This is a genomic window from Salinicoccus halodurans, from assembly GCF_900114445.1.
Taxonomy (GTDB): Bacteria; Bacillota; Bacilli; order Staphylococcales; family Salinicoccaceae; genus Salinicoccus; species Salinicoccus halodurans.
The window spans coordinates 569,324-595,387 of record NZ_FOTB01000001.1 but is presented as its reverse complement, the minus strand read 5'-3'; the positions used below and the strand labels follow the sequence as shown (position 1 = coordinate 595,387).

Below are 26,064 nucleotides of genomic sequence, written 5' to 3'. Positions count from 1 at the left end.
ATTACTTTCATTATACATCAATAACGCGATTAATTAAAATATTACAAAAAAAAAGACAACATAATATATTATGTTGTCTTCTGTATAATGATTTATCCGAGGGAGCCGGATTACTTGAATTTGCGCTTACGGGCAGCTTCAGATTTCTTTTTGCGTTTTACACTTGGTTTTTCGTAAAATTCTCTTTTACGAGCTTCCTGGATTGTACCGCTTTTTGAAACTGTACGCTTGAAACGGCGCAACGCGTCTTCAATTGGTTCGTTCTTTTTAACAACTGTTTTAGACATGGTTTTCCCTCCCTCCGAATAAACAAAAAGCCTATCTGGTTTACACAGTATTATACTATGTACTCACACATTATAATACAATGACAAAAACTGGTCAACCGAAAATTAATAGTCGCTCTCACTTACTCCGCCTTGTACTATGGCGATTCCGCTGGATGCTCCAATACGGGTGGCTCCACTTTCAATCATCATTTTCGCATCCTCAAATGACCTTACTCCACCGCTTGCTTTGACACCCATTTCTTCACCGACAGTAAGTCTCATGAGAGTCACATCTTCAACTGTGGCACCACCGCCGTTGAAACCGGTGGATGTCTTGACAAAATCAGCCCCGCACTTTTTACTGATCTCACATGCTTTGACGATTTCATCGCTGTCAAGCAGTGCAGTTTCAATGATTACTTTGACAAGAACCTCCTGCCCCGCAGCATCGCATACAGCTTTGATATCATTGAATACGTAATCTTCATTGCCTGATTTAAGTGCACCGATATTGATGACCATATCCACTTCGTCAGCACCGTTCTGTATAGCATTCATCGTCTCAAATGCTTTTACTTCCGATGTTACGGCACCGCTCGGGAAGCCGATGACTGTACATACTTTAACGTCACTGTCCTTTAGAATCTCCTTAGCCGTCGATACCCAGGCAGGACTGATGCAGACACTGCAGAAATCATGCTCCATCGCTTCTTTGCAAAGCTCGAAAATCTGGTCCTGAGTCGTTTCCGGCTTTAATAGTGTGTGATCGATATATTTGGATAGTTCCATATCTGTTTTCCTCCGATTTCATAACTGAAGCCTTCACAAGGCTTTCTCATAAAATTATACAGTAAAATGGCTCCACGTTCATCAGATTGTACGTTCGAGATAGGCGTATGCTTTAACCATCGGTTTTTCAAGCACTTTGACAACTTCACCTTTACTCACCGGGTAACCCGGCTCTGTTATTTTGACTTTTACAAGCTCACCTGTCAGTGAGGCGTCTCCTTCAACTTCCACTTTCAGGTAGTTGTCGGAATGGCCAATGAGTTTACCGTCTTTTTCTTCTTCCGGAATAATTTCGAGGACATCATCTTTGAATAAATTCGCATATTCCTGAGCGAGTGAGTCTGACAGCTCAATCAGACGGTGTACACGTTCACTTTTGACCGTTTCATCAACCTGATCCGTCATTCTTGCTGCCGGCGTGCCTGTACGGATGGAATAAGGGAATACATGCAATTCTGAGAAATGATGTTTGTTGATAAAGTCATATGTTTCCATGAATTCTTCTTCTGTTTCACCCGGGAATCCTACAATCACATCACTTGTAATCGCTACATTCGGCATGATTTTCTTAAGTTTGATGATGCGGGATTCGAAAAATTCCATCGTATATTTTCTGCGCATGCGTTTTAATACCGTATCACTGCCCGATTGGATTGGAATATGAAGATGGCGCACAATTTTGTTTGAGTCATTGATGACATCAATGACTTCATCCGTCAGCTGGCTTGCTTCTATACTTGAGATTCTGAGACGGTTCAGACCATCGACTTCTTCAAGATCACGGAGCAGCTGCGCAAGATTGTAATCCTTGAGATCTTCACCATAGCCGCCGGTATGGATGCCAGTCAGGACAATTTCCTTATATCCCTGATCCACCAGCTGAGCAGCCTGCTCAACAACTTTCTCAGGATCACGGGAGCGCATCAGACCGCGTGCCCATGGAATGATACAGAATGTACAGAAGTTATTACACCCTTCCTGGATTTTAAGCGTTGCTCGCGTGCGATCTGTGAAATAAGGCACATCCATCTCTTCGTATGTACGCTTCTTCATGATGTTTTTGACACCATTGATCGGTTGTCTTTCTTTATGATATTGATCTACATAGCCGAGGAGTTTATCACGATCTTCGGTACCAATTATGATATCGACACCCGGTATATCCATAATATCTTTCGGCGCAGTCTGTGCATAACAGCCGGTTACACAGACAACTGCATCCGGATTCTTTCTGATTGCGCGCCTTATGACCTGTCTGCTTTTTTTATCCCCTGTGTTGGTCACTGTACATGTATTGATCACAAAAACATCCGCATTCTGATCAAAATCAACACGGCTGTATCCATCATCCTTGAAAACCTGCCACATTGCTTCTGTTTCATAATGATTCACTTTACACCCGAGAGTGTGAAATGCGATCGTTTTTTCATTCATATAATCAGATCTTTCCTAATGTATTTGATGATTTCATCTTCTGAACATAATAGCACAGCCCGCATCATTCTTCAATGAGATGCGGGCTGTTCAAATTTATAGCTTATCGCTGACAATGCATATAACGGCGCAGTTTCAGCACGAAGAATACGTGCGCCCAGGCGGACCGAATGATATTGTTCCATCAGAGCGGCTTCATCATCACTGAAGCCGCCTTCCGGGCCGAATACAAAAGCGATTCTGCTATCAGGTTTTAATGATTCCAGTACCTGGTTCATGCTTTTTGCGGGGTTATTGACGTTGCCCTCATATGCAAAAAGCACAGCATCGAATGCATCGAAATCCAGATCTTTTAAAGTGCCTGTAAAATGAATTTCCGGGATTTGATTACGGCGGCTTTGCTCTCCCGCTTCTTTAATCACTTTTTCATAGCGTGTCAGACGCTTTAACCGTTTTTTCTCATCGAGTTTGACCACACTTCGCTCAGCATCAAAAATATTAAAATCGAATGCACCGAGCTCCGTTGATTTTTGAATCATCCATTCAAATTTCTCACCCTTCAGCAACGGGCAGAAAATAGTTGTTTCCACAGGGAGTTCCGGAGATTCATCTATTTTCGACATCACTTTGAAATGAACCGAATCATCGACATCCACTACTTCACAAAGAAATGCTGTGCGCGTACTGTCCACCATATGAAATGCCTGTCCCTCACGGAACCGCATGACATTCTTCATGTGATGTGTATCCGATTCTGAGGCGTATACTTCACCTGCAATAAGTCGTTCTTCAGTAAAATACCTTTGCATATCATCACGCCTTTTTAGCCATGATACTTACCCAGCCGTTATCTTCAAGCACTTCGACAATGTCGAATCCTGTTTTTTCCATATGCTTGATAATATCATCACGGCGTTTAGTAATAATACCGGAAGCAATGAAGACTCCGCCAAATTTCAACGTCTCGAAAGCATCATCAATCATTCGGTCAATAATGTGGGCCAGAATATTCGCAATCACTATATCATACTGATCGTCTTCAGTAGTGAGGAGGTCCCCTGTTTCAACTGACACATCAGATGCACATTCATTCAATTCAAAGTTTTCCCTGGCAACTTTTAAAGATAACTCATCTATATCCGTGGCTTTCAGATTTCTTGCACCCATTAGATGGGCACCGATTGTCAAAATGCCTGAACCTGTCCCCACATCAATGATTTTGTGTTTTGGCTCAACAATACGTTCGATAAACTTCAGACACATGCTCGTTGTCGGATGGTCCCCTGTACCGAACGCCATGCCGGGGTCCAGTTTTATCAGTTTGTCATCCTTTTTGAATTCATAATCCTCAATTTCCCAGGAGGGGACGATGACAAAGTTTTCTGAGACTCTGAAGCTGTGAAAATATTTCTTCCACTCATTTTCCCAGTCCTCTTCGTCAATCATTTTTCTTTCAACCAGGATGTCCTCTTTACGGTCCAATTCAGAACCGGTTATGAAAGAATCAATGCGTGCCATCTTCTCTTCAATGTCTTCCGTCTCATCGAAATAAACAAGGATACGGATATCACGTTCCGGCAGCAATGATGGATCAAGGCGGTATTTGTCATCGAAATCCTCTACATTCTCTTTTAATAACTCCAGGGAATGTTCAACTGATATCCCTTTGGAAATTTCATTCAGGAATGAAGAAAAAGCATCTTCGTTATTTTTGGCCGTGCTAATTGAAACTTCATGCCATTTCATAATTAGTCACCCTTAAAAAAGCGTCTTGTTTTATCGAAGAAATTTTCATTCTGTTCATTGATTTCTTCTCCACCGTGCTCTGCCAGTTGTCTGAAAATATCCACTTCCTTATCTGAGAGCTTGGTAGGCGTTACGACTTTGATTGTAACAAACTGGTCACCGTAGCCATACCCGTGAACATTTTTAACGCCTTTTTCCTTCAAGCGGAAACGTTTCCCGGACTGTGTGCCGGATGGGATCGTAAGGACCACTTCAGCATGGATTGTCGGCACTTTTATTTCATCGCCGAGTGCTGCCTGTGCAAATGAAATTGGCAGTTCATAATGAATATCATCTCCGTCACGTGTAAATCTTGTATCCGGCTTAACACGAAACACGATATACAGGTCTCCGGCCGGCCCGCCGTTTACGCCAGGCTCACCTTTGCCCTGCAGACGGATCTGCTGGCCATTATCCACACCTTCTGGCACTGTCACTTCGATTTTGACATCTTTGGTTACAGTACCTGCACCTTTACAATTGTCACATGGGTCTTCGATTTCTTCACCGGTACCGTTACATGTCGGACAAGTGCGTTCCGTCTGGATTCTGCCGAATGGTGTGTTCTGCTCCACAGCTACACGGCCTGCACCTGAACACATTTTACATGTTGTTTTGGATGTGCCCGGTTTTGCACCATTCCCATCACAGGTTTCACAGGTGACTTCTTTTTTGATTGTGATTGTTTTCGTTACACCGAATACCGCTTCATCAAAAGTAACTGTCATCGTATATTGAAGATCGTCACCTTTTCTTGGTGCATTCGGGTCCATTCTCCCGCCGCCTCCGAAGAAAGAACTGAATATATCTTCAAAACCGCCAAAGCCGCCGGAACCGGAGAATCCACCGCCTCCACCGCCGAACTGCTGATTCATGCCTTCGTGTCCAAAACGGTCATATTGCGCGCGCTTATTGTCATCACTCAATGCTTCATAGGCTTCAGACACTTCTTTAAACTTCTGGTCTGCGCCATCTTCTTTATTTATATCCGGATGATATTTTTTGGAGAGTTTCCGATATGCTTTTTTAATCTCATCTTTAGAGGCATTCTTATCCACTCCAAGTACATCATAATAGTCTCTTTTCGCCATTTGATCGCCTCCAACTTATTTACTATATCATTTAAAAAAGTCAAAGCCAATGCTGTTGGCTTTGACTTTCTTCAATCATCATTCAATATCATATATTATTTATTATCTTTTTCGTCTTCGTCCACTTCTTTGAAATCTGCATCTACAACATCATCTTCTGACTGTGTGCCCGACTCTGTGCCTTCAGCACCTTCAGACGCCTGCTGTTCCTGTGCCATCTGTTCATAAAGTTTCATGGACATGCCTTGTACGATTTCTTCAAGCGCTTCTTTTTTGGATTTGATTTCTTCCAGGTCAGATCCTTCGAGTGCTTTGTTGAGTTCTTCTTTTGCAGCTTCAGCTTTTTCTTTTTCTTCAGCTTCTACTTTGTCTCCAAGGTCTTCGATTGTCTTATCTGTAGTGAATGCAAGCTGTTCAGCTTCGTTGCGGAGATCGACTTCTTCACGGCGTGTTTTATCCGCTTCAGCATTCTCTTCCGCTTCTTTCACCATTCTGTCGATGTCGTCATCGGAAAGGTTTGAGCTGGATTCAATCGTGATCTTCTGCTCTTTGCCTGTACCCTGATCTTTTGCAGTAACATTTACGATACCGTTTTTATCAATATCAAATGTCACTTCAATCTGAGGTACACCTCTTGGCGCCGGTGGAATATCCGTAAGCTGGAAACGACCGAGAGTTTTGTTATCCTGGGCCATCGGACGTTCACCCTGAAGTACATGAATATCAACTGCAGGCTGATTGTCAGAGGCTGTGGAGAATACTTGCGATTTGCTTGTAGGGATTGTCGTGTTTCTTTCGATGAGTACCGTGGAAACACCGCCCATAGTTTCAATGCCAAGTGAAAGTGGCGTTACATCAAGAAGGACTACGTCCTGAACATCACCGGAAAGCACACCGCCCTGGATTGCAGCACCCATTGCCACAACTTCATCCGGATTCACACTCTTGTTAGGGTCTTTGCCCACTTCTTTCTTGATTGCTTCCTGTACCGCCGGGATACGTGTAGAACCGCCGACAAGAATCACTTCGTCGATTTCATTTCTGTCAATGCCGGCATCTTTGATTGCCTGGCGTGTAGGTCCCATAGTGCGTTCTACAAGTTTATGAGTGAGCTCTTCGAATTTCGCACGTGAAAGTGTCGTTTCAAGGTGCAGAGGGCCTGCCTCGCCTGCTGAGATGAATGGCAGTGAAATTTGAGTTGTTGTCACGCCTGAGAGATCTTTCTTCGCTTTTTCAGCTGCATCTTTCAAACGCTGCATTGCCATTTTATCTTTGGAAAGGTCGATGCCGTTCTCTTTCTGGAACGTTTCAACAAGGAAATCGATGATAACATCATCAAAGTCATCGCCGCCGAGCCTGTTGTCACCTGCTGTAGAAAGCACTTCGAATACGCCGTCGCCGAGTTCAAGGATGGATACGTCGAATGTACCGCCACCGAGGTCGAATACGAGTACTTTTTCTTCTGATTCTTTGTTATCAAGACCATATGCAAGTGCTGCTGCAGTCGGTTCGTTGATGATGCGTTCCACTTCAAGTCCTGCAATGCGCCCTGCGTCTTTAGTGGCCTGTCTTTCAGAGTCATTGAAATAGGCAGGGACGGTAACAACTGCCTTGGAGACTTTTTCCCCAAGATAGCTTTCAGCAGTTTCTTTCAAGTTCTGGAGAATCATTGCAGAGATTTCCTGCGGTGTATATTCCTTGCCTTCGATTTCTTCTTTATAGTCAGTACCCATATGTCTTTTGATGGACATGATTGTGTTAGGGTTCGTGATTGCCTGACGTTTAGCTACTTCGCCGACTTGTTTTTCACCATTTTTAAAGGATACTACAGAAGGCGTCGTACGGTTACCTTCAGGATTTTGGATAACCTTCGGTTCCCCACCTTCCAGAATAGATACAACTGAGTTTGTAGTACCGAGGTCAATACCTATTACTTTACTCATAAAAAATTCCTCCTATTACTAGTTCAATTAATTATATGAATTAAAATTATTCACTCACTTTAACCATGCTTGCACGGATAACCCGATCTTTCAGTGTATACCCTTTTTGGAACTCTTCAATGATGATTCCCGGTTCACCGTCGGTGGGTTCCGTCATTACAGCCTGGTGATAGTTGGGGTCGAAAACTTCGCCTGTCGATTTGATTTCATGGATATCATGGTTCATCAGTGTGTTGACCATGTCATTATAGACCATCTCCACACCTTTCGACAGAGAGTTGAAAGCTTCTGTTTCACCTTCGATTTTAAGCGCTCTTTCAAGGTTGTCAATTATCGGCAGCAGACTCTCTGCGATATTCTGATCTTTATACTTGTTGTTCAGGTCGATTTCCTGTTTTGTACGGCGCTTGTAATTTTCGAATTCGGCGAGCAGTTTCAAGTACTTATTTTCTTCTGCATCCAACTGTTTTTTAAGAGATTCGATTTCTTCATCTTTAGGATCAGCTTCCGGAGTATCCTCCTCTGTTGCTTCAACTGCTTCCTCTGTCTCAGCCATGCCGCCAGGCACCTCTTCATCAGAAGAAAATTTTTCATCCTGGATTACTTCTTCATTCTTTTCTTTTTCTGCCACTGCAGTCACTCCCTTTCACGTTCCTGGTTCCTGAATGAGTACAACAGTCTGATGACTTCTTTGTAACTCATTATTTCGGGACCGATAACCATCAGATTTGCCCTTCGACCAAAAATGTCAAAGTTCGTGGTAATTACCGATATAGAATCATAATTCCTGTTAAGTTCATCGCCAAAGTACACATCAACACCGTCAATTGTATTCAGATCAATGAGTTTATTCAACTGATCTGATTCCATATCATTATATAGAAACTGCAGGGTGCTTGTGTCTTTGTTTATCTGATGAATCAAATGATTGAAGCCCGAACGGCCGCTGATCAGCTTCTGTCCATTGATTCCGTCTGTAATACCATCGATGATACCCGCCTTCAGAATATTGATCCGGTCAATTGACGTCATGTCACTCATCTTAACCGTCAATTTACTGAGTGGCTGATTGACAACGGCCGAATTCAATTCATTACCCAGTTTTTCAAGGTCCGTAATGGTGATATCCTCACTCATTCTGATCGGAATCTTTTTAATGGCTCCCGATTCAAGGACGATAATGACAAGTAAAGTAGAAGTTGTTATTGGTGTCAGGTAGAGTCCTTTCACCAGTTCATCTTCCTCAGACATAGAAACCTGGGTCAGGTAACTTGTCATACCGCTGAAAAAATCAGCAAGCGCCTGACTCATTTCATTGTGTTTCATTTCATCAGCAACACGGGATTTGAGTTTCGAGTCCTTTGCATCATACTCGTCACTCAATTGATCAGTCAGCATTTCAATATAATGCCTCAATGCTTTCCTCGAAGGTATGCGGCCGGCAGAAGTATGGGGTTTGGTTAAAAAACCATACGCTTCCAGCTTCGCCATTTCGTTCCTTACAGTTGCAGATGAAATGTCAAGGTTATACTTGTCAATCAGGTGTTTAGAGCTAATCGGCATCGTCACATTCAAAAAATCATCTACAATTGAATAAAGGATGGTTTTCTGTCTGCCTGTTAACATTGACATCACCTCATTAGCACTCCATATCCTTAAGTGCCAATATTAATTTATCAAATTGGTCAAAGTATGTCAATCCATAAGATTTTTATTATTGAATTAGTTTAAAAAACCGATGAAAACGCTGTTGCCCACAAGCCTTCCGGCCTCTGTCAGATAAATATGGCCGCCGCTTCTTTCAAGATTGCCTTTGGATATTTCATCTTCAATCGTTTTTCCATAGACGGAATCAATGCTTCTTCCGTATTTCTCCTCAAATCTGCGAATATCCACACCGCGGTTCATCCGGAGTCGGAGGAACATTTCCTCTTCCATCTGCTCCTTCAATTTCAGCTCAAGCGTTTCTTTGACGACAGTTCCCTCCTGCTCCATCGATTGGATATAATGATTGACCGGCTTGATGTTAAAGTATCTCCTGCCGCCGATATACCCATGGCTTCCCGCTCCGACACCAAAGTATTCATCATTCTTCCAATATGTCTTATTGTGTTCTGATTCATATTCGGGCGCGGAGAAGTTGGATATTTCGTATTGGGGATAGCCAAGTCCATCCAGTGCTTTGATGATGTGCATGTACTTCTCACCTTCAGCTTCATCATCATCCACTTTCATCTGTCCTTTTCTGATCCGGTTATAAAAGACAGTATGTGGTTCAATGATGAGAGAATACCATGATATATGTTTAGGTTTCAGTTCTGATATATATTTCAGACTGTCTTCGATATCCGCCATCGTTTCACCCGGGAGGTTGTACATCAAATCGATGGAATAATTGGTCAGACCGATTTCTTCGAGATGGTTGATCGCCCGGAATATGTCATCATAGTTGTGAGACCGGCCGAGTACTCGCAGAAGTTCATTATTGAAAGTCTGTACGCCGAGACTGATCCTGTTCACCCCGTATTTGTGAAGCAGATCGAGTTTTGCCATGGTGAGCTCGTCCGGATTTGCCTCGAAACTGAATTCTTCGGTCACTGTAAACCTGTTATTGATTTCAATGAGAAGTTTCTCGAGCTGCGCTTCATCGAGCGCCGTCGGTGTGCCTCCGCCGACAAAAATTGTCCGCAGAGTCTGAGGGTCTATCTGTTTCAATTCTTTTATCAATGCATCCACATAAGCATCCACCGGCTGATTATCGATCAGCACTTTGTTGAAATCACAATAGGTACAGATTCGATTGCAGAACGGGATATGGATATACATGCTTTCAGCCATCAACTTCACTCCAGTCAAAAGGAAAAGCCACTGAACCAGTGGCTGTTACTCTTCATCCATTTTCAAGACGGCCAGGAATGCTTCCTGTGGAATCTCCACATTACCGACTGACTTCATTTTTTTCTTACCTTCTTTTTGCTTCTCAAGCAGCTTGCGCTTCCGGCTGATGTCCCCGCCGTAACATTTGGAAAGAACATTTTTACCCATGGACTTGATGTTCGTACGGGAAATGATTTTCTGTCCGACAGCAGCCTGGATGGGAACTTCGAATTGCTGGCGTGGAATCAGTTTCTTGAGTTTTTCCACGATGAGCTTACCGCGTTCGTATGAGAAGTCACGGTGTACGATAAAGCTCAGTGCATCCACTTTCTCATTGTTCAACAGGATATCCATCTTGACGAGATTACTTTCCTTATAGCCGATCAGTTCGTAATCGAAGGATGCATACCCTTTCGTCTGGGATTTCAGCTGGTCGAAGAAATCAAACACAATTTCAGAGAGAGGAATTTCATAGATAATATTGACCCGGATGTCATCCAGGTAATCCATAGTGATGAAATTGCCGCGTTTTCTCTGACACAGTTCCATGACTGCTCCGACATAATCATTCGGAACCATGATTGTCGATTTGACATAAGGTTCTTCTATGCGGTCCACTTTCTGCGGATCCGGCATCTGGGACGGGTTGTCGACTACAACTTTGGATCCGTCCGTCAGATGCACATCATATATAACCGAAGGTGCTGTTGCAATCAGCTCGATTCCAAACTCCCTTTCGATGCGCTCCTGTACAATTTCCATATGAAGCAGCCCAAGGAATCCTGTACGGAAACCAAAGCCCAGCGCCTGGGAAGTTTCAGCTTCATATTCGAGGGAGGAATCGTTCAGTTCCAGTTTTTCCAATGCCTCACGCAGATCATTGTATCTATTGGAGTCTATAGGATACATACCACAGAATACCATCGGATTCATTTTCTTGTATCCCTGGAGCGGTGTTTGGGCGGGATTATCGGCAAGTGTGATCGTGTCGCCGACGCTGGAATCCCCTACATTTTTGATTGCTGCTGTAAGGAAGCCTACATCACCCACTGTCAATTCCTTTGCAGCCATCGGTTTCGGTGTATTGATGCCGACTTCGGCAACCTCGAATTCCTTGCCTGTTGCCATCATCTTGATCCTGTCGCCTGCTCTGACTGTTCCTTCAACAATTCTTATGGAAGAGATCACCCCTCTGTAAGGATCGAAGACAGAGTCGAAGATCAACGCTTTGAGCGGAGCAGCCGGGTCGCCCTCGGGAGGCGGCACTGTCTCAACGACACTCTCCAGTATCTCTTCGATACCGATATTCGCTTTGGCTGATGCTTTGATTGCATCTTCCTTGGGGAGACCGACTACGTCCTCAACTTCCTGGGCAATACGGTCAGGATCAGCTGCCGGCAGGTCGATCTTATTGATCACCGGTATGAGTTCCAGATCATTATCCAGTGCAAGATAAACGTTCGCAAGCGTCTGGGCTTCAATTCCCTGAGCAGCATCCACTACCAGTATGGCCCCTTCACACGCAGCGAGTGATCGGGAAACTTCATATGTAAAATCGACGTGTCCCGGAGTATCTATCAGATGAAAAATATAATCTTCGCCATTCTTTGCTGTGTACTTCAACTGAACGGCATTCAGTTTAATTGTGATACCGCGCTCACGCTCTAAATCCATGGAGTCCAAAAGCTGAGCTTTCATCTCTCTCGTCGCAACCGACTGCGTATTTTCCAGAATACGGTCGGCCAGAGTGGATTTACCGTGGTCGATATGCGCAATGATTGAAAAATTCCTTATCTTTTTCTGTCGTTCAATACGCTCTTGATCATTCATATATCTTCCAACTTTCTCTTAATGACAATGCTTGTATTATAACAACAATCAAATTTTTCTTCAATTCATTTCCCCATTTATATTGCATATGCCTGCTACTTTTGGTAAAATAACTTTTGTTGCAATTAAAGTTGTACAAGTCCGAGACGGAGGTGAATGCTATGCCTAATATTAAATCAGCAATCAAGCGAGTAAAAACAAGTGAAGCGGCACATGCTCAGAACATTGCCCAAAAGAATGAAATGCGTACTGCAGTAAAGCGCGCAATGACTGCTAAAGAAAACAATGCAGAAAACGTTGACGCTCTTGTGTCTGAAGCAGTTAAACATGTTGATAAAGCAGCAAAGAAAAACCTTGTTCATACGAACAAAGCTGCACGTATGAAATCCAGACTCATGTCTAAATAAAACCTTCCATAGCGGAGGTTTTTTTATTTTGCCGATACTTATACAGAATAAACCCGGTGCCATTAATTTTTTGGCACCGGGTTTTTAAATCTCCAGGACGAAGAGCTCGAACAGTGTTTCCCTGTCCAGGTAACTGGATTTGAATTTGTAATCTATATCTCTGCACATCACCATTTTGTTCTCCAGAACTTCCTGACTGTATTTCCCCACATCACGGCTCGCAAGTTTTACCCGGTATGGATGCACTTTAAGAGATTTTGCTATATTATCCGCCTGATACCCTTGAGAAAGTAAAAGTTTCACCTGATACAGCAGCCTGAACTGTCCGATAATCAGATGGAGCAGCTGCATCGGCTCTTCTTTTTGCAGTATCAGCTCCCTGAGCAATCTGACTGCCTGCGCCTTCTTTCTTGAAAGGATGAGGTCTGTCAATTTGAAAATATTCTGTTCCAGACTGACGCTGACTACGGCTTCTACATCCTCAGCGGTAATCGTGTTTTCTGCGTACAGAATCAATTTATTCATTTCATTGGTCACCGTCTCATAATTGATGCCGGTCCGATTGATGAATATATCCATCGCACTCTTATCCATCGCCACTTCATTCTCTGCAAGAATACTTGAAAGATATTGACGGACTTCCTGCTCATCCATTTCAGCCACTTCCGTCACTTTACCCTTTTGTTTCATTATTTTAGTGATCTTCTTACGGTTATCAAGCTGCTCATTAAATACTTTGAAGATCAGCAGTGTATCATCATTTTTGTTCGTCAGATAATCTACGAGACGGTCGATATCATGATTCACTTCAGATTTCACTTTGGCTCCGGTAAAGGAAAATGCGTCATTCACAACGACGGCTTTTTGGTCGGACAGGAACGGCAGCGTCTGTGCTTCTTCTATTATCGCTTCAATTGATGTTTCTTTGTAATTCAGAGTAACCAGGCTGAACTCATCCGGTGATTCCAGGAATGAACCTGCAAGCTCTTTTGCCATCTCTGTTATGCGCATGGTATTTGAACCATATATCAGCTGCAATCGTTCCAAAATTAAGTCACTCCTATATTATTTCTAATTCTATTATAGCTTTTTCCATCAATTTATCCTATACTGTAACTGATATGTTTAGGAGGTTATCTCATGAATAAATTCGAAAAACATGTACAATCCAAAAACAACGATGTCATTGATTCCGGTCTGGCCTTTGTTGTAGGTTTCCTCGGACTTACTGTAATCTACGTCATTGCACAGATCTTCCAGATCGTTGCAGACCTGTAAGTCTTCCAGAAAGAGCTGTTAATTCAGCTCTTTTTTTATGCAGTGAGAGAGCTCCGGTGCAAGCTTCGCTTCGACACACATTTTTCCGCCTCTTATATTAAAACGCACCATTCCATGTCTTGAAGTATCAAAGACCTGCACAGGCCCCAGCCGGTCAATCACTTCAGGGTGAGGATGTCCATAGCTGTTATCCACTCCTGCAGATACGAGTGCATAGCGGAACTTCGTATTTTCAATAAATGCCCCTCCCGTTGAAGTATTCGAACCGTGATGTGCCAATTTTAATACATCTGCCTCCAATCGCCCATAAGTTTCCATCAGACGATTTTCCATTTCTATATCAGTATCCCCAGTAAAAAGAAAACTGAATTCGCCTGTGTTCACCTTCATGACCAGAGAATGCTGATTGGAATCTTCACTTTCCACTTCCTCCATCGGAAACAGCTTCGTAATTTCAATGCCGCCTATATTCATTACTTTAGTATCCATTGCATTGATGAACTGCCCTTCATAGTTTACAACATCTTCTGACATATACCAATCTTTGAAAGCAGGATCGCCGGGGTTCAGATAAACGTAATCCACCTGCTTTTTCTGTAAAATATGGGCGGCTTCCCCTGTATGATCCAGATCCATGTGCGACAACACCATCATATCGAGGCGGTCGATGCCGGATTCTTTCAAATATGGCAGGACTGTTTTTTCAGACAGTGGATACTGACTTTCCTCCGGATAGAACTTCCCGCCTGTATCGATCAGCACTGTTGCATTATTTTTATGATCTTCGACTATGAATGAATCACCCTGACCCACATCGACCATTGTCACAGTGTAATCATACCAGGAAAGTCTGTTAATAAATATGATGCTGAAAATAAAAAGTACAGAATATACTCCGATCCTTTTCAGATTCAAAAGACAGATTTCCTTCATAATCATATATGACAGAGTGATCAGTATGATCAGCCAGACTGCGTTTGGACTTTTAACAGAAAAACGATGTCTGAACAGATCAGCTATAAAAAAGATCATGTCCTTCAGCATTGTAAATACAGAGTGGTATATTTCGTCGGCAAATACTGGAAAGATGGTAAAGGACATGAAATTATAGATGATCACCATCGGAAAGATGATGAATGAAAATAAGGGAACAAAGAAAAAATTCATGATCAGACCACTTAAGCTGACCACATTGAACTGCTGTAGGACGACTGCAAGCGTCGAAACTTCCGCAATGGCGGTTATCCCCATCAGTTGGGTGAACGGCCCTGTCTTCTGCCAGTATGGCCGACTCAGAATGATAAGGTATGTTGTAATGTAGGATAATTGAAATCCAGCATGATACATCACCCAGGGATTATATAATATCTGGATGATTGCAGTAGTCGAAATTACTGTCAGATAAGGTTTTTCCCTGAAAAAAGAAGTAATGATCAGAAGTATTGCCATCATTACCGCCCTCAATACACTCGGACTGAAAAAGTTTAAAGTTAAAAAGAACAGGAGGCAGATGATCATGATCACTTTTATCACATTGATCGTGATTCTGAGTCTTTGCAGGACAAAGAATAATATTCCGCTGAGGAAAGCGACATGCGTACCTGAAATGACATATAGATGATATATACCCAGCTTTTGCAACGCATCAAAAAACTCTGAAGTAATATAGGATTTATTACCGATGGAGAGAGTCAGAATATCATATGCATATTCGAATTCTGAATTCGAAAGCATTTTGCTTATATATTTATCCCGCATGTCGGAAATCCGCATACCGAAAGTGATGGAAGTGTCTTTGCATGATGCAGCATCGATCGTCTCATGATATATCCGTCCATCCATATCGTTGATTCTCAAAGCCAGACGTTCATTATTCTTTATGAAATTCCGTTCTTCCCCCGGAACAGAGGTCTCAAAAAATCCACTGCACTTTTTTCCAATCGGAACTTTTACAGAATCATTTAAAAACATATCATATGCCCCCTCTTCATGGGTCACAGTATGTGCAATACCGTCTTTATAATATTTGTATCCTGTAACTGTAATATGATCCAACTGCTTTTCTTCAACGTTTTCAGGCAATAAAAAAACAGCCGTGATTACCAGGGCTGTCAATAGTAATAGACTGAGAAGAAATTTTATTGAACGAAATCTCCGCCACGTGATCATACTGCTTACTCCCATAAAAAAGATCCCCAATAACGGGGATTCCAAACTGATATAACCATTCATTATGGATAACAATATTAAAAATATGATCATACGATGTTCTCAAAATAATGAGCAACCCGCTTATTATCAAAATCGATGCGTTCGTAATGAACGCCTGTTTTATCCAGCAGATACAGGGCATACTCATGGTTTTTGTAGTCTTCCGCATAATATATGTTGCTGATTCCTGCTTGTATGAGTGATTTTGTACAGTGTACACACGGGAAGTGAGTGACATACACGCTGGCTCCCTCTGTGGATACACCAAACTTCGAACACTGGAGCACTGCATTGATTTCCGCATGAATTGTGCGTATGCAGTGCCCGTCTTCAACAAGGCATCCGACATCAATGCAGTGATCTTCGCCGGAAACAGAACCATTATATCCACCCGCGATGACGCGGTTATCCTTAACGATCGTCGCACCAACTTTTAATCTTTCACATGTCGATCTGAGACTGAGAAGGTGACTCTGCGCTAAAAAATACTCATGCCAATCGATTCTCAAAATTATCCCCCGCTTTCTCTTTTAATCTATTGTAATATACGGTTCGAGACTTTCAAACGTTTTTTCTCCGATACCCGGTATGTTCATGATGTCTTCCTTTTTCATGAATAAGCCGTTTTCTTCACGGTAATCCAGGATAAGCTGTGCTTTTTTCTCCCCAATACCGTTTAAAGTCGTAAGTTCCGGAATACCTCCTGTATTGATATTGACTGTACTGCCCTCTTCTTCCGTTTCGGATCCGAACCCGTCTGCAGGATCGAATTCGGTAACTTCGCCATCCTTCGGTATGTAGATCACCATTTCATCGATGAGCTTCATCGATTGATTCACACTTAAAAGATCGGCAGCCGGTTCAGGCTGTGCCAGTTCAAGCACATTTTTCACTCGGGCATCTTTGGGCATTTCGAAGACGCCTGGATATTTCACGGCACCTTTGACTTCAACAAAGATCTCAGTATTTTCCTGTGCTGCCGGTTCTTCCTGGCTTTCTTCCTCAAAATTTTCCGACGGGAACGGTTCAATCATCTCGACTTTGCTCTCCCGTGGGAAAATCAACACGGCAATAATGACAACGGCAACTAAAAACAGACCTCCAGCGATATAAATATTATAGCGGTTCCAAAAATCTTTAATGTCCATAATATACCTCCTTATAAAAAGACTCTTTATCTATATATAGGTAAAAATGGCCATTTTGATTTTTTTATTTGTCAGATAAATAAAAAAACTCAAAAAAACTTTGTAACCTATTGATTACAAAGCTTTTTTGACAACATAAAATATTCTCTCGCAGACATCTGTTACTGCATTTTCCATATTAAAATCACTGAAGGCAAGTTCGATCTTCAAACCGGCATCATCAATCATCTTCAACATATCTTTGTGTTTATAAGTTCTTTGCCTGTGTGTTTCACTGAAACGTCTGTACAATTCACTGTCTTCGGATTCATTGACAAAAAATGTCATTTCATGCACGACTGACAATGGCACTTCACCAGCGATTGCATGCCAAATATATGTGATATGCTCAGTTTCATCACTGTAGGTCACATCATTCAGTTCATTTTCCATTTTAAACACACTGTGTATATCAAAAATGAAAACACCATCTTCATCGAGGTGTTTTTTGACCTGACCGAATACCTGCATCAGTTCATCTGGATCCTGACAGTAGTTCACTACGTCCACGGTTGCACAGATGACATCAAATTTTCTGTCCAGTTCAAAGTAGCGCATATCATCAGTGAAATATTCAATATTCCCTGTTTCTTTTTTCTTTGCTTCAGTGACCATCAGTTCAGACTGATCAAATGCAGACACACTTTCAAAATCAAGAAGCCGGGTCAGGGTGCCTGTCCCGCAGCCGATATCAAGTACAGATTTACGACCATCTTTATACTGGTGTATGATATCAAGCCAGAGGTCGTACGGCATATCATATGTCAGTTCATCATAATACATGCTGAACTGTCTGTAGACCGTATCAGACTTCAACGTGTTCACCATTTTTAAACAGGCGTTCAAGGTTGTAGTATTCACGTTCAGGTTTATGGAACACATGAACGACCACATTATTCACGTCACATAAAATCCATTTAGCCTCTCTGTATCCTTCAACAACAGCCTCTATATCGTTGTCTTTTGCAACTTCTTTAATTTCATCCGCGATTGCCTGGACCTGTCTGTCCGAAGTACCATGGCAGATAATATAATAATCTGTCACACTGCTTGAACCAGTCACATCAAATTTCATTATATCTTCAGCACGTTTATCATCACATGCTTCAATCATCAATTGTACAAGTTGTACACTTTTCATCCTGTCACTCCTTTACCATATTGTAGTAGTTCAGACAATCTACCGTCCTGTGATAGACTGCACGATCTTTTGATACAAGGTGCAGTATATTGGCTTTCGTGATTTCGTAGACTGCAAAATCCAGATCCTGTTTTTCAAAAACGATGTCCCTGATGTATTCCACACCCGGCTGGCTTCTGTTAGGTTCTATATAGTCCGCGACAAAAATAATCTTCTCATTCAATGTCATCTGGCTTCTGCCGGAAGTGTGATTCATGATTGCCTGAAAAATCTCTTCATCCTCTATACCGAATTCCTCACGCATCTTCACAGCTGCGACAGGACCGTGAAGGACCTCAGATTTAAAGCTCAGAAGATCTGGATCCAGATCATACTGTGTGACATACTGGTACATTTCACTGAGTTCATCATATTTTGAATAGTCGTGAAGCATCCCTGCAAGATAACATTTATCTTCATCCCCTTTAAAGATTTTTGCCATCTCTGCAGCGGTTTCGGCTACACGTTTGGAATGTTTATATCTTTTTTCCGGTAATTTTTCTTTTACAATCTCGATAGCTTCTTTACGCTTCATACAATCCCTGCTCCTTTATATACTTGTAAACGGCGCTGTTCAATTGATGGCGTACTATATTTCCGTTGGCGATGCGTTCACGTATAATAGTCGAAGACACTTCTACCACAGGCTGTTGAATATGAATGAACGGCTGTTTTACCCTCACATCTTCAGCGGCCCGCGCCATTACTGCAAAGTTCATCAGTTCCAGTAATTCATCGTTCTTGTGCCATTTATCAAAGCTCCGATACTGGTCCATGCCCATCAGGAAATAAAGTTCATCCTCCGGATACTTCCGGGCCAGATACAGAGCTGTTCCATAAGTGTAGCTGACACCTTCCTGTTCCAGTTCAAAAGTGTCTATTTCTATGAAACCATACCCTTCGACAGCATGATGCAGCATGTTTAAACGGTGCTTATCCTTGGTCGGCGAACTGGATTTCAATGGAGATTGCCGCGCCGGTATAATAATGACTTTATCCAGATTCAATGCAATCTTCGCCTCAGCCACTGCATGGATATGCCCGATATGGACCGGATCGAAAGTACCTCCAAAAACGCCTATTTTCATGAGAGTTCGATTTTCCTGCTGTTTTCGGATTCTTTATACAGGATAATCGTATTGCCGATTATCGTAACCACATGACTTTCTGTCGCATCGCTGATCTGTTTGGCAATATCATCCTTGTCCTCCAGGCAGTTCTGCAGTATTGAGATTTTTATAAGTTCCCTTTTTTCCAGAACATCACTGATCTGCTCTGTGAAATTGTCATTGACTCCATTTTTTCCGACCTGAAAAATCGGATTCAGGTGATGTGCCTTAGATTTGAGCTGCTTCACTTGACGTGAAGTTAAATTATTCATGATTTACCTCCAAAGTATTCCTTGCATTTTTTATTTGCAGCTTCATAGTCGCCCTTTTTGCCGGTCCATATAGTGTAGGCGTCCATTGCCTGTGAAACCAGCATCGGCAGACCATTCATCGCATTTTTCCCATTAAAATAAGATAAGAATATTGTACATCCGGGCTGATATATCAGATCCATGCCGATAGTGTCCTCTTTGACAATCGTCGCAGGGATATGCATAACTTCAAAGACATCTTCATCTTTCATGCCGACAGGTGTCGTATTAATGATTGCGTCATATTGGTTTTGAATCGAAATATCTTCAATCAGCAACGGTGTGAAATCATCAGTTTTAAACTGTGCGAAACTTTCTTTTCTCCTCGCAGCGACAGTCACGTCATCTCCGTGGTCACTGTGCGCCCTCTGCACCGCTTTCGCAGCCCCGCCGGCACCGATGATGAGGACTTTTCGTTTCTGTTCCCCGAAACGTGCTGTGAATGCATTCATATACCCTGAAATATCAGTGTTGTATCCTTTGAAAACACCATCTTTGACAGCTACTGTATTCACGGCGCCAATCATTCTTGCACCCTCATCTATTTCATCCAGAAACTCCATTATCGTCTCTTTATGAGGGATTGTGACGTTGAATCCGTCAAGAGCTTCCCGCACGGCTATCTCTCTGATGAACTTCAGCTGATCCGCGGATATATCCAGCGCCTTATATTCATCATCGGTTCCTTTTGCATCGAAGTTTGCATGATGGATGAGCGGAGACAGTGTATGTGAAATCGGGTGTCCTATTACTGCATATCTACCCATCATAGCCCACCTTTAAATATAGTCGGCCTTAAAACAACATCCACACCCTTTGGAACCCTGACACGTATTTTTGCTCCTGCACCTATGGACACAAATGCAAGACCGCTGATAGACAGATCACTGTCACTGTCCGCACTGAATTCGAACTCGGAATAATCTTCGGACAAATAAGGACGGTCGATTTCCGGCGGTGCCAGCAGGCCGTTATAATGCTTCTCATAAAATTCATCCGCATTCTCCAGTTTTGTCCGATGGATGTTCACTTTATCTGAAGCATATACATTAAAACTGTTGCGTTCGCCTTCCGTGAAGTCCACCCTTGCAAGATTCGAGATGAATAAAGTCTGCCCGGCATTAAGCTGAAAGCCTTTTGATTTTATCTCTTTGACCGGTGTGATGAATTTAAGGGAATCTTTATGCACATAATGTGCCATTTGTGATTTTACGACTACGCCTGGTGTATCAAAGATGAATGAATCCGGACCGAGCGGTATATCAATCAAGTCCAGTGTCGTCCCCGGAAACTTGCTGGTGGTGATGACCTCCTTATCCCCTGTAGTATTCTCAATCAACTTGTTGATCAGCGTCGATTTACCGACATTGGTCGTTCCGACGACGTACACGTCCTGACCGTCAGCCATTTCAGACATTTTCCTGACCAGCATGTCTATGCCTTCATTCTTCCTGGCGCTGATTACTACAGTGTCAACGGCTTTGATACCGGCTTCACTGAGCATGTGTTTAGCTCTGTGAACCACCCTGTTCCTGTTGACCGATTTCGGCAGCAGGTCTATCTTATTGATGACTGCAAGCACTTTTTTATCTCCTACAATCCTATTGAATGAAGGAATGATGCTGCCGTTGAAGTCGAAGACGTCAAGCACCTTGACAATCAGACCGTCCGTCTCATAAAGTGCATTGAGCATCGCCATGAAGTCCCCGGAATCAACATCCAGATCCATTACTTCATTGTAATGCTTGAGACGATAGCATCTTTTGCATATAGCGTCTTCCTTATTCATGCCGCTCGCCGGTATGAATCCAGGTTTCGTTTCATCTTCCGGCTGCAGCGCTGCGCCGCAGCCGATACATTTAAGCTGTTCCAAACTTTATTACCCCCAATTGATCAGACCTTTACGGTCGAAGTACTTCATAATCCGTCTCTCTATCCTGCGGTTCAGCAGTGTCGCCCATCCATCTTTCTTTTTGACCGGAAGGACGAGTATGCTTTCAAGTCCTGCTCTGTTGGCTCCGAAAATATCAGTCATAAGCTGATCTCCGATCATAACAGTATCTGAGGCTTCAACATCCATCATACGTATCGCTTTTCTAAACGCCTTACCCAAAGGTTTTTTTGCACTGAATATATAATCGATGTCATGCGGGTCACAAAATCCGCTCACACGGGTTCTGTTGCCGTTTGAGACAATTGCCACTTTTATATCATGAGCATTTAAAGATTTGAACCAATTGATGACAACTTCATTTGCGTGTGCTTCATCGAATCCGACAAGGGTATTATCCAAATCAGTAATCACTGCCCTGATGCCCCGTTCTTTCAAATATTCAGGAGTGATGGTGTAAAAATGCTTTACATGGTCACTGGGCAGGAAGTATTTTTCTAAGAGCTTCAATATACTGCACCTCTGATGAGTTTTCCTATATTTTAACACAAAATTAAAAGCGCCTTAATAAATTAAGGCGCTTTATGGATTATTCAATGATTTCATTATCTTCTGTTTCAGTATCCCTGTAGACCAGGTATCCGATACCGACTGTAATGACGATTGAAATGATCATGAGAAAAAGCATGGATATCCCTCCAAATTACAAGTCCTTCAATAATGATTTTACAACTTCAGACGAATGAATACAAGCTTTCGCTAAAAATTCGTCATATGTCATATCCGCAGAATCATCTGCTTTGTCGGAAACCGATCTGATGATGACAAAAGATGTCGAATATTGATAGCAGGTCTGTGCAATGGCCGCAGATTCCATGTCGACTGCCAGGGCCTGCCGGAAGTTACCCGTGATTGATTTTTTCTGTGCAGTGCTGCTCACAAAGGAATCACCGCTTACAACCAGACCTCCGTGACCTTCAATATCCGGATCTCTGCTGATCGCTTCCAGAGCAAGTTTGGCAAGCCCTTTGTCAGCCAGATAGAATTTAGGCATGCCAGGAACCTGACCAAGCTCATAACCAAACTCCACAGCGTCAACATCATGGTGGAGCACGGATGTACTGACAACCATATCAGTCACATCAAGTTTACTGGATAAGGCGCCCGCCACTCCGGTGTTGATTACGATGCGTACATCGTATCTTTCTATTAAAAGTGCAGTGATCATACTGGCATTCACTTTGCCTATGCCACTTTCAACCAGAGCCACTTCCCGGCCTTCGAGCCGGCCTCTGTATACTTTCGCATGCGCAATGGTGTCAGTGGCGCTGATATCCATCCACTCCTTCAGGATATCAACTTCCGGTTTCATCGCACCGATGATTCCTATGATGCTGTTATTAGTCAATGGATACGATCTTAACTTTCATGTCATTGCCATTTGGGAGCGGAACGTTGATTTCATCTTTGAGTTTTGCACCAAGCAGCGCTTTGGCAATCGGTGATTCGTTGGAAATTTTGCCTTCAAAAGGATTGGCTTCCGCACTGCCTACAATTTGGTACTGTTCTTTATCCCCATCAGGAAGCTCAGTGAATGTTACCGTTTTACCAAGCTGAACTTCATTCGTATTGTTGCTCTCTTCAATGATTTTAGCGTGGCGCAGCATATCTTCGATCTTTGTAATCTCCTGCTCTACAAAGCCCTGCTCGTCTTTTGCTGCATCGTATTCAGAGTTCTCGGAAAGGTCTCCGAAACTTCTTGCAACTTTGATCTTTTCAACAACTTCAGGACGTTTGACAGTCTTCAGCTGTTCAAGCTCCTCCTGTAATTGTTCATAACCACTCTGTGTCATCGGAAATTCTTTTTGCATATCCATTATAATTCCTCCGTATACTTATATGTTTTTTAAAAATATTAATTGTCAATCAGTGTTCGGATCTTGGTTGTTATCAGGTCGATGGCGACATTGTTCTCTCCGCCCTCAGGTATGATGATATCACTGAAGCGTTTTGTCGGCTCGATGAACTGCAGATGCATCGGCCGTACGACCGTCAAATACTGATTGATTACAGAATCCATCGTGCGGCCGCGTTTTTCAATATCCCGCTGCATACGCCGAAGAATTCTGATATCGGAATCAGTATCCACATAAAGTTTTACATCCATCAGATCTCTGAGTTTTTCATTCTCCAATGCAAATATCCCCTCGATGATGATTACATCTTTGGGTTCGACCAAAATCGTTTCGTCACTTCTCGTATGGATTTCGTAATTGTACGTTGGCACTTCAACAGGCTCACGATCTAAAAGCCGCATGATATGAGAAATGAGAAGGTCATTATCAAATGCAAATGGATGATCGTAGTTCGTCTGCAGACGTTCTTCAAAAGTTTTATCACTCTGGTCCTTATAGTAATAATCCTGTTCGATCAGCACTACACTGTGACCGTTCAATGATTCCATTATTTTTCTGGTAACTGAAGTCTTACCCGACCCGGATCCCCCGGCTATCCCTATAATCGTCGGTCTTTTCATGCGTTCGTTCCCTCTTCCTTTTTACTGATGATAAGCAGTCCGTCGCCGACGGGTAAAAATGATGAAAGCATTCCCGACGCAGCGATTCTTTTATTGAACATATCGACTTTCTCTTTCATCCGCCGCCTGTTTCTTGACTGGATCTCTTCTTCCACCACCAGTCCTCTCAACAGAATATTATCCACGATGATCAGCCCGCCATCTTTGACCAATGGACTGAAGGTTTCGAAAAAGTATTCATTATTGCCCTTGGAGGCATCTATGAACAGCATATCGAAAGGAGTGTCGGACAGACTCCCGGTTCCAACTTCTTTGGCATCTCCGAGAATCGATTCAACCCTTGCTGCCACACCATGGTTTTTGAAAAAATCACGGGCTGTCCTGTAACTGTCCTCATTCTTTTCTATCGTCACGACTTTCACATCGTCACTTACCGAAAGCATATGCATTGCACTGTAGCCGATGGCAGTACCGATTTCCAATATGTATCTCGAACCGGTAAGATGCATGTAATGTTTCATCACCTGCAGTGCGTCGGGATCCATGATCGGCACTTTATGTTCCACGGCATAGGCGAGCATATCAGGAAACAGTTCAGGTCTGCTGTTCATCTTCTCTATATATTCAAATATTTCCATGTCCTCACCACATATAAAAAATACAACTGATAACGGAAGTTATCAGTTGCTGTATTTATCACAATTCATAGTAGCACAGTTTATATCACTTGAAAAGATACTTTTACCAACTACTCCTGATTATTAATATATTTTTCCCTGTTTTCTACATGTTCCTCGAAAGTTCTTGCAAAGTGGTTGTTCCCTTCGCTGTCTGCAAGGAAGTAATAATAATCCGTATTGGAAGGATTCATTGTACTCTGCAGTGATTCAAGGCCCGGAGAAGCAATGGGTCCCGGTGGCAATCCAGTATTGATATAGGTGTTATAAGGATCTTCAACCTCAAGGTCTTCAAATAATGTACGTTCCTGGTGTTCACCGAGGGCATACAGGACTGTCGGGTCTGTCTGAAGCGGCATACTCGGCGTTTCAGACATCCTGTTCAGAAATACGCTCGCAATCTTGGAGCGGTCCGCAAGTGAAGTGGCTTCTTTTTCAACCAGTGAAGAAAGGGTGAGGAACTCATGGAATGTGAGATCTTTGTTTTCGCCCTCTACATTGATGCTGTAGCTGTCCACTGAGTTATAAACACTGTAACTGTTGGCTTTCGTGGCATCCAGCATTTTACGGACGAGGTTCTCAATTTTCGGCTCTTCCTCTGTAATATCATATGTCGCCGGGTAAAGATAGCCTTCCAGCGGGAATTTCACCTCTTCATCCAGTATTTCATCCGTCAGCATTTCAGGGTACTCTTCGATGAGGGATTTGATAAATTCTTCATCTTCCATCAATTCCATAAAACGATCCGAAGAAATGGGCAGCTGTTCTTCAGCCTGTGCCGCTATCTCTTCAACCGAATAACCCTCAGGTATGGTCAGACGATACAGGACTTCCTGATAGACCCGCCCTGTTTCAAGAGTCTTTGCAATCTGTTCAAAATCCATACTTGGCGAAAGTTCGTACTCACCGGCATGATAGTCGGTGATGCTGTTCAGCTTAAGAAAATACTCAAACATCATTCCATTCCTTATGATGCCTTCTTCTTCCAGTTGCTGCCCAATCATTTCAGATGACGCGCCCTGTTCAATGACAACCTGTTTTGTCTCCGTTGAATTGGCATCAAGAGGTTCACTGCCTGATTTTATGTACATATAAATCACGATTGCTGCAATGATCAGAGCGAGTGCCAGTATTCCGATGACAAACAGCGACAGGTAAGAAGATACATTTTTGGAAAATTTGATGTCATCATGTCTACTCATATAAAACTCCTATCTCAAAAATAGCTTCCAATTGACATTGGAAGCCATTCTGTAACC

At 42.7% G+C, this 26,064-nt stretch carries 30 protein-coding genes; 2 read left to right on the top strand and 28 right to left on the bottom strand.

Annotation, left to right across the window (positions count from 1 at the left end):
• Positions 1–110: 110 nt before the first annotated feature.
• The 11 genes from rpsU to lepA form a co-directional block, all read right to left on the bottom strand.
• A complete protein-coding gene (gene rpsU, locus BM271_RS02950) occupies positions 111–287 on the bottom strand; it encodes a 30S ribosomal protein S21 (protein ID WP_017548804.1) in 177 nt (58 codons plus the stop codon).
• Between the two features lie 105 nt (positions 288–392).
• On the bottom strand, positions 393–1,058 hold the full coding sequence (gene deoC, locus BM271_RS02945; protein ID WP_046790145.1) for a deoxyribose-phosphate aldolase: 666 nt from the start codon (positions 1,056–1,058) through the stop codon (positions 393–395).
• 81 nt (positions 1,059–1,139) lie between these two features.
• Positions 1,140–2,492: a tRNA (N(6)-L-threonylcarbamoyladenosine(37)-C(2))-methylthiotransferase MtaB gene (gene mtaB, locus BM271_RS02940; RefSeq protein ID WP_046790144.1), complete on the bottom strand. Its 1,353-nt coding sequence runs from the start codon at positions 2,490–2,492 to the stop codon at positions 1,140–1,142.
• A gap of 71 nt (positions 2,493–2,563) precedes the next feature.
• Entirely contained in the window at positions 2,564–3,301 is a 738-nt protein-coding gene (locus BM271_RS02935; RefSeq protein ID WP_046790143.1) for an RsmE family RNA methyltransferase, read from the bottom strand.
• A 4-nt stretch (positions 3,302–3,305) separates the two neighbouring features.
• The gene (gene prmA, locus BM271_RS02930; RefSeq protein WP_046790142.1) at positions 3,306–4,238 is read right to left on the bottom strand and encodes a 50S ribosomal protein L11 methyltransferase; all 933 of its coding nucleotides are present in this window, start codon (positions 4,236–4,238) and stop codon (positions 3,306–3,308) included.
• Positions 4,239–4,240: 2 nt separating this feature from the next.
• A complete protein-coding gene (gene dnaJ, locus BM271_RS02925) occupies positions 4,241–5,368 on the bottom strand; it encodes a molecular chaperone DnaJ (protein ID WP_046790141.1) in 1,128 nt (375 codons plus the stop codon).
• Positions 5,369–5,463: 95 nt separating this feature from the next.
• A complete protein-coding gene (gene dnaK / locus BM271_RS02920) occupies positions 5,464–7,311 on the bottom strand; it encodes a molecular chaperone DnaK (RefSeq protein WP_046790140.1) in 1,848 nt (615 codons plus the stop codon).
• Positions 7,312–7,357: 46 nt separating this feature from the next.
• A complete protein-coding gene (gene grpE, locus BM271_RS02915) occupies positions 7,358–7,942 on the bottom strand; it encodes a nucleotide exchange factor GrpE (RefSeq protein ID WP_046790139.1) in 585 nt (194 codons plus the stop codon).
• 5 nt (positions 7,943–7,947) lie between these two features.
• Positions 7,948–8,943, bottom strand: coding sequence for a heat-inducible transcriptional repressor HrcA (hrcA, locus tag BM271_RS02910; RefSeq protein ID WP_234960379.1), 996 nt, complete (start codon positions 8,941–8,943; stop codon positions 7,948–7,950).
• Positions 8,944–9,033: 90 nt separating this feature from the next.
• The gene (hemW, locus tag BM271_RS02905) at positions 9,034–10,149 is read right to left on the bottom strand and encodes a radical SAM family heme chaperone HemW (RefSeq protein ID WP_046790137.1); all 1,116 of its coding nucleotides are present in this window, start codon (positions 10,147–10,149) and stop codon (positions 9,034–9,036) included.
• 45 nt (positions 10,150–10,194) lie between these two features.
• The gene (gene lepA, locus BM271_RS02900) at positions 10,195–12,018 is read right to left on the bottom strand and encodes a translation elongation factor 4 (RefSeq protein WP_046790136.1); all 1,824 of its coding nucleotides are present in this window, start codon (positions 12,016–12,018) and stop codon (positions 10,195–10,197) included.
• Positions 12,019–12,179: 161 nt separating this feature from the next.
• Between lepA and rpsT the strand changes: the two genes are divergently transcribed.
• Positions 12,180–12,425: a 30S ribosomal protein S20 gene (gene rpsT / locus BM271_RS02895; protein ID WP_046790135.1), complete on the top strand. Its 246-nt coding sequence runs from the start codon at positions 12,180–12,182 to the stop codon at positions 12,423–12,425.
• 84 nt (positions 12,426–12,509) lie between these two features.
• Here the strand turns inward: rpsT and holA are convergent, their stop codons facing one another.
• Complete coding sequence (holA, locus tag BM271_RS02890) at positions 12,510–13,472, bottom strand: DNA polymerase III subunit delta (RefSeq protein ID WP_052749848.1); 963 nt, start codon at positions 13,470–13,472, stop codon at positions 12,510–12,512.
• A 93-nt stretch (positions 13,473–13,565) separates the two neighbouring features.
• Here holA and BM271_RS02885 point away from each other — a divergent pair, with 93 nt between their 5' ends.
• The gene (locus BM271_RS02885) at positions 13,566–13,703 is read left to right on the top strand and encodes a YqzM family protein (RefSeq protein ID WP_074924528.1); all 138 of its coding nucleotides are present in this window, start codon (positions 13,566–13,568) and stop codon (positions 13,701–13,703) included.
• A gap of 18 nt (positions 13,704–13,721) precedes the next feature.
• Here BM271_RS02885 and BM271_RS02880 read toward each other — a convergent pair whose 3' ends face one another.
• The 16 genes from BM271_RS02880 to mltG form a co-directional block, all read right to left on the bottom strand.
• Positions 13,722–15,785: a DNA internalization-related competence protein ComEC/Rec2 gene (locus BM271_RS02880; protein WP_234960377.1), complete on the bottom strand. Its 2,064-nt coding sequence runs from the start codon at positions 15,783–15,785 to the stop codon at positions 13,722–13,724.
• A gap of 176 nt (positions 15,786–15,961) precedes the next feature.
• Positions 15,962–16,426 (bottom strand): ComE operon protein 2, encoded by a 465-nt coding sequence (locus tag BM271_RS02875; protein WP_046790132.1) that lies wholly within the window; start codon positions 16,424–16,426, stop codon positions 15,962–15,964.
• Between the two features lie 18 nt (positions 16,427–16,444).
• On the bottom strand, positions 16,445–17,062 hold the full coding sequence (locus BM271_RS02870; RefSeq protein ID WP_052749847.1) for a helix-hairpin-helix domain-containing protein: 618 nt from the start codon (positions 17,060–17,062) through the stop codon (positions 16,445–16,447).
• 114 nt (positions 17,063–17,176) lie between these two features.
• A complete protein-coding gene (locus BM271_RS02865; protein ID WP_234960414.1) occupies positions 17,177–17,926 on the bottom strand; it encodes a class I SAM-dependent DNA methyltransferase in 750 nt (249 codons plus the stop codon).
• Positions 17,907–18,242, bottom strand: coding sequence for a ribosome silencing factor (gene rsfS / locus BM271_RS02860; RefSeq protein WP_046790130.1), 336 nt, complete (start codon positions 18,240–18,242; stop codon positions 17,907–17,909). The genes BM271_RS02865 and rsfS overlap by 20 nt, the downstream gene beginning before the upstream one ends.
• A 4-nt stretch (positions 18,243–18,246) precedes the next feature.
• Positions 18,247–18,816 (bottom strand): bis(5'-nucleosyl)-tetraphosphatase (symmetrical) YqeK, encoded by a 570-nt coding sequence (gene yqeK, locus BM271_RS02855; protein WP_046790129.1) that lies wholly within the window; start codon positions 18,814–18,816, stop codon positions 18,247–18,249.
• The gene (nadD, locus tag BM271_RS02850; protein ID WP_046790128.1) at positions 18,806–19,369 is read right to left on the bottom strand and encodes a nicotinate (nicotinamide) nucleotide adenylyltransferase; all 564 of its coding nucleotides are present in this window, start codon (positions 19,367–19,369) and stop codon (positions 18,806–18,808) included. The genes yqeK and nadD overlap by 11 nt, the downstream gene beginning before the upstream one ends.
• Positions 19,366–19,662: a ribosome assembly RNA-binding protein YhbY gene (gene yhbY / locus BM271_RS02845; protein ID WP_046790127.1), complete on the bottom strand. Its 297-nt coding sequence runs from the start codon at positions 19,660–19,662 to the stop codon at positions 19,366–19,368. Before yhbY ends, nadD begins: the two co-directional genes overlap by 4 nt.
• The gene (gene aroE, locus BM271_RS02840) at positions 19,659–20,468 is read right to left on the bottom strand and encodes a shikimate dehydrogenase (RefSeq protein ID WP_046790126.1); all 810 of its coding nucleotides are present in this window, start codon (positions 20,466–20,468) and stop codon (positions 19,659–19,661) included. Before aroE ends, yhbY begins: the two co-directional genes overlap by 4 nt.
• Positions 20,468–21,574 carry a ribosome biogenesis GTPase YqeH gene (yqeH, locus tag BM271_RS02835; protein WP_046790125.1) on the bottom strand — a complete coding sequence of 369 codons (1,107 nt, stop codon included), beginning with the start codon at positions 21,572–21,574 and terminating at the stop codon, positions 20,468–20,470. Before yqeH ends, aroE begins: the two co-directional genes overlap by 1 nt.
• A 6-nt stretch (positions 21,575–21,580) precedes the next feature.
• Entirely contained in the window at positions 21,581–22,102 is a 522-nt protein-coding gene (locus BM271_RS02830; protein WP_046790124.1) for a YqeG family HAD IIIA-type phosphatase, read from the bottom strand.
• 193 nt (positions 22,103–22,295) lie between these two features.
• Complete coding sequence (locus BM271_RS02825) at positions 22,296–23,000, bottom strand: 5'-methylthioadenosine/adenosylhomocysteine nucleosidase (protein WP_052749845.1); 705 nt, start codon at positions 22,998–23,000, stop codon at positions 22,296–22,298.
• Positions 22,993–23,469 (bottom strand): transcription elongation factor GreA, encoded by a 477-nt coding sequence (gene greA, locus BM271_RS02820; RefSeq protein WP_046790123.1) that lies wholly within the window; start codon positions 23,467–23,469, stop codon positions 22,993–22,995. The genes BM271_RS02825 and greA overlap by 8 nt, the downstream gene beginning before the upstream one ends.
• Positions 23,470–23,507: 38 nt before the next feature.
• Entirely contained in the window at positions 23,508–24,128 is a 621-nt protein-coding gene (gene udk, locus BM271_RS02815) for a uridine kinase (RefSeq protein ID WP_046790122.1), read from the bottom strand.
• Complete coding sequence (locus BM271_RS02810) at positions 24,125–24,766, bottom strand: O-methyltransferase (RefSeq protein ID WP_052749844.1); 642 nt, start codon at positions 24,764–24,766, stop codon at positions 24,125–24,127. The genes udk and BM271_RS02810 overlap by 4 nt, the downstream gene beginning before the upstream one ends.
• Positions 24,767–24,876: 110 nt before the next feature.
• Positions 24,877–26,007 carry an endolytic transglycosylase MltG gene (gene mltG / locus BM271_RS02805; RefSeq protein WP_046790121.1) on the bottom strand — a complete coding sequence of 377 codons (1,131 nt, stop codon included), beginning with the start codon at positions 26,005–26,007 and terminating at the stop codon, positions 24,877–24,879.
• Positions 26,008–26,064: the final 57 nt, after the last annotated feature.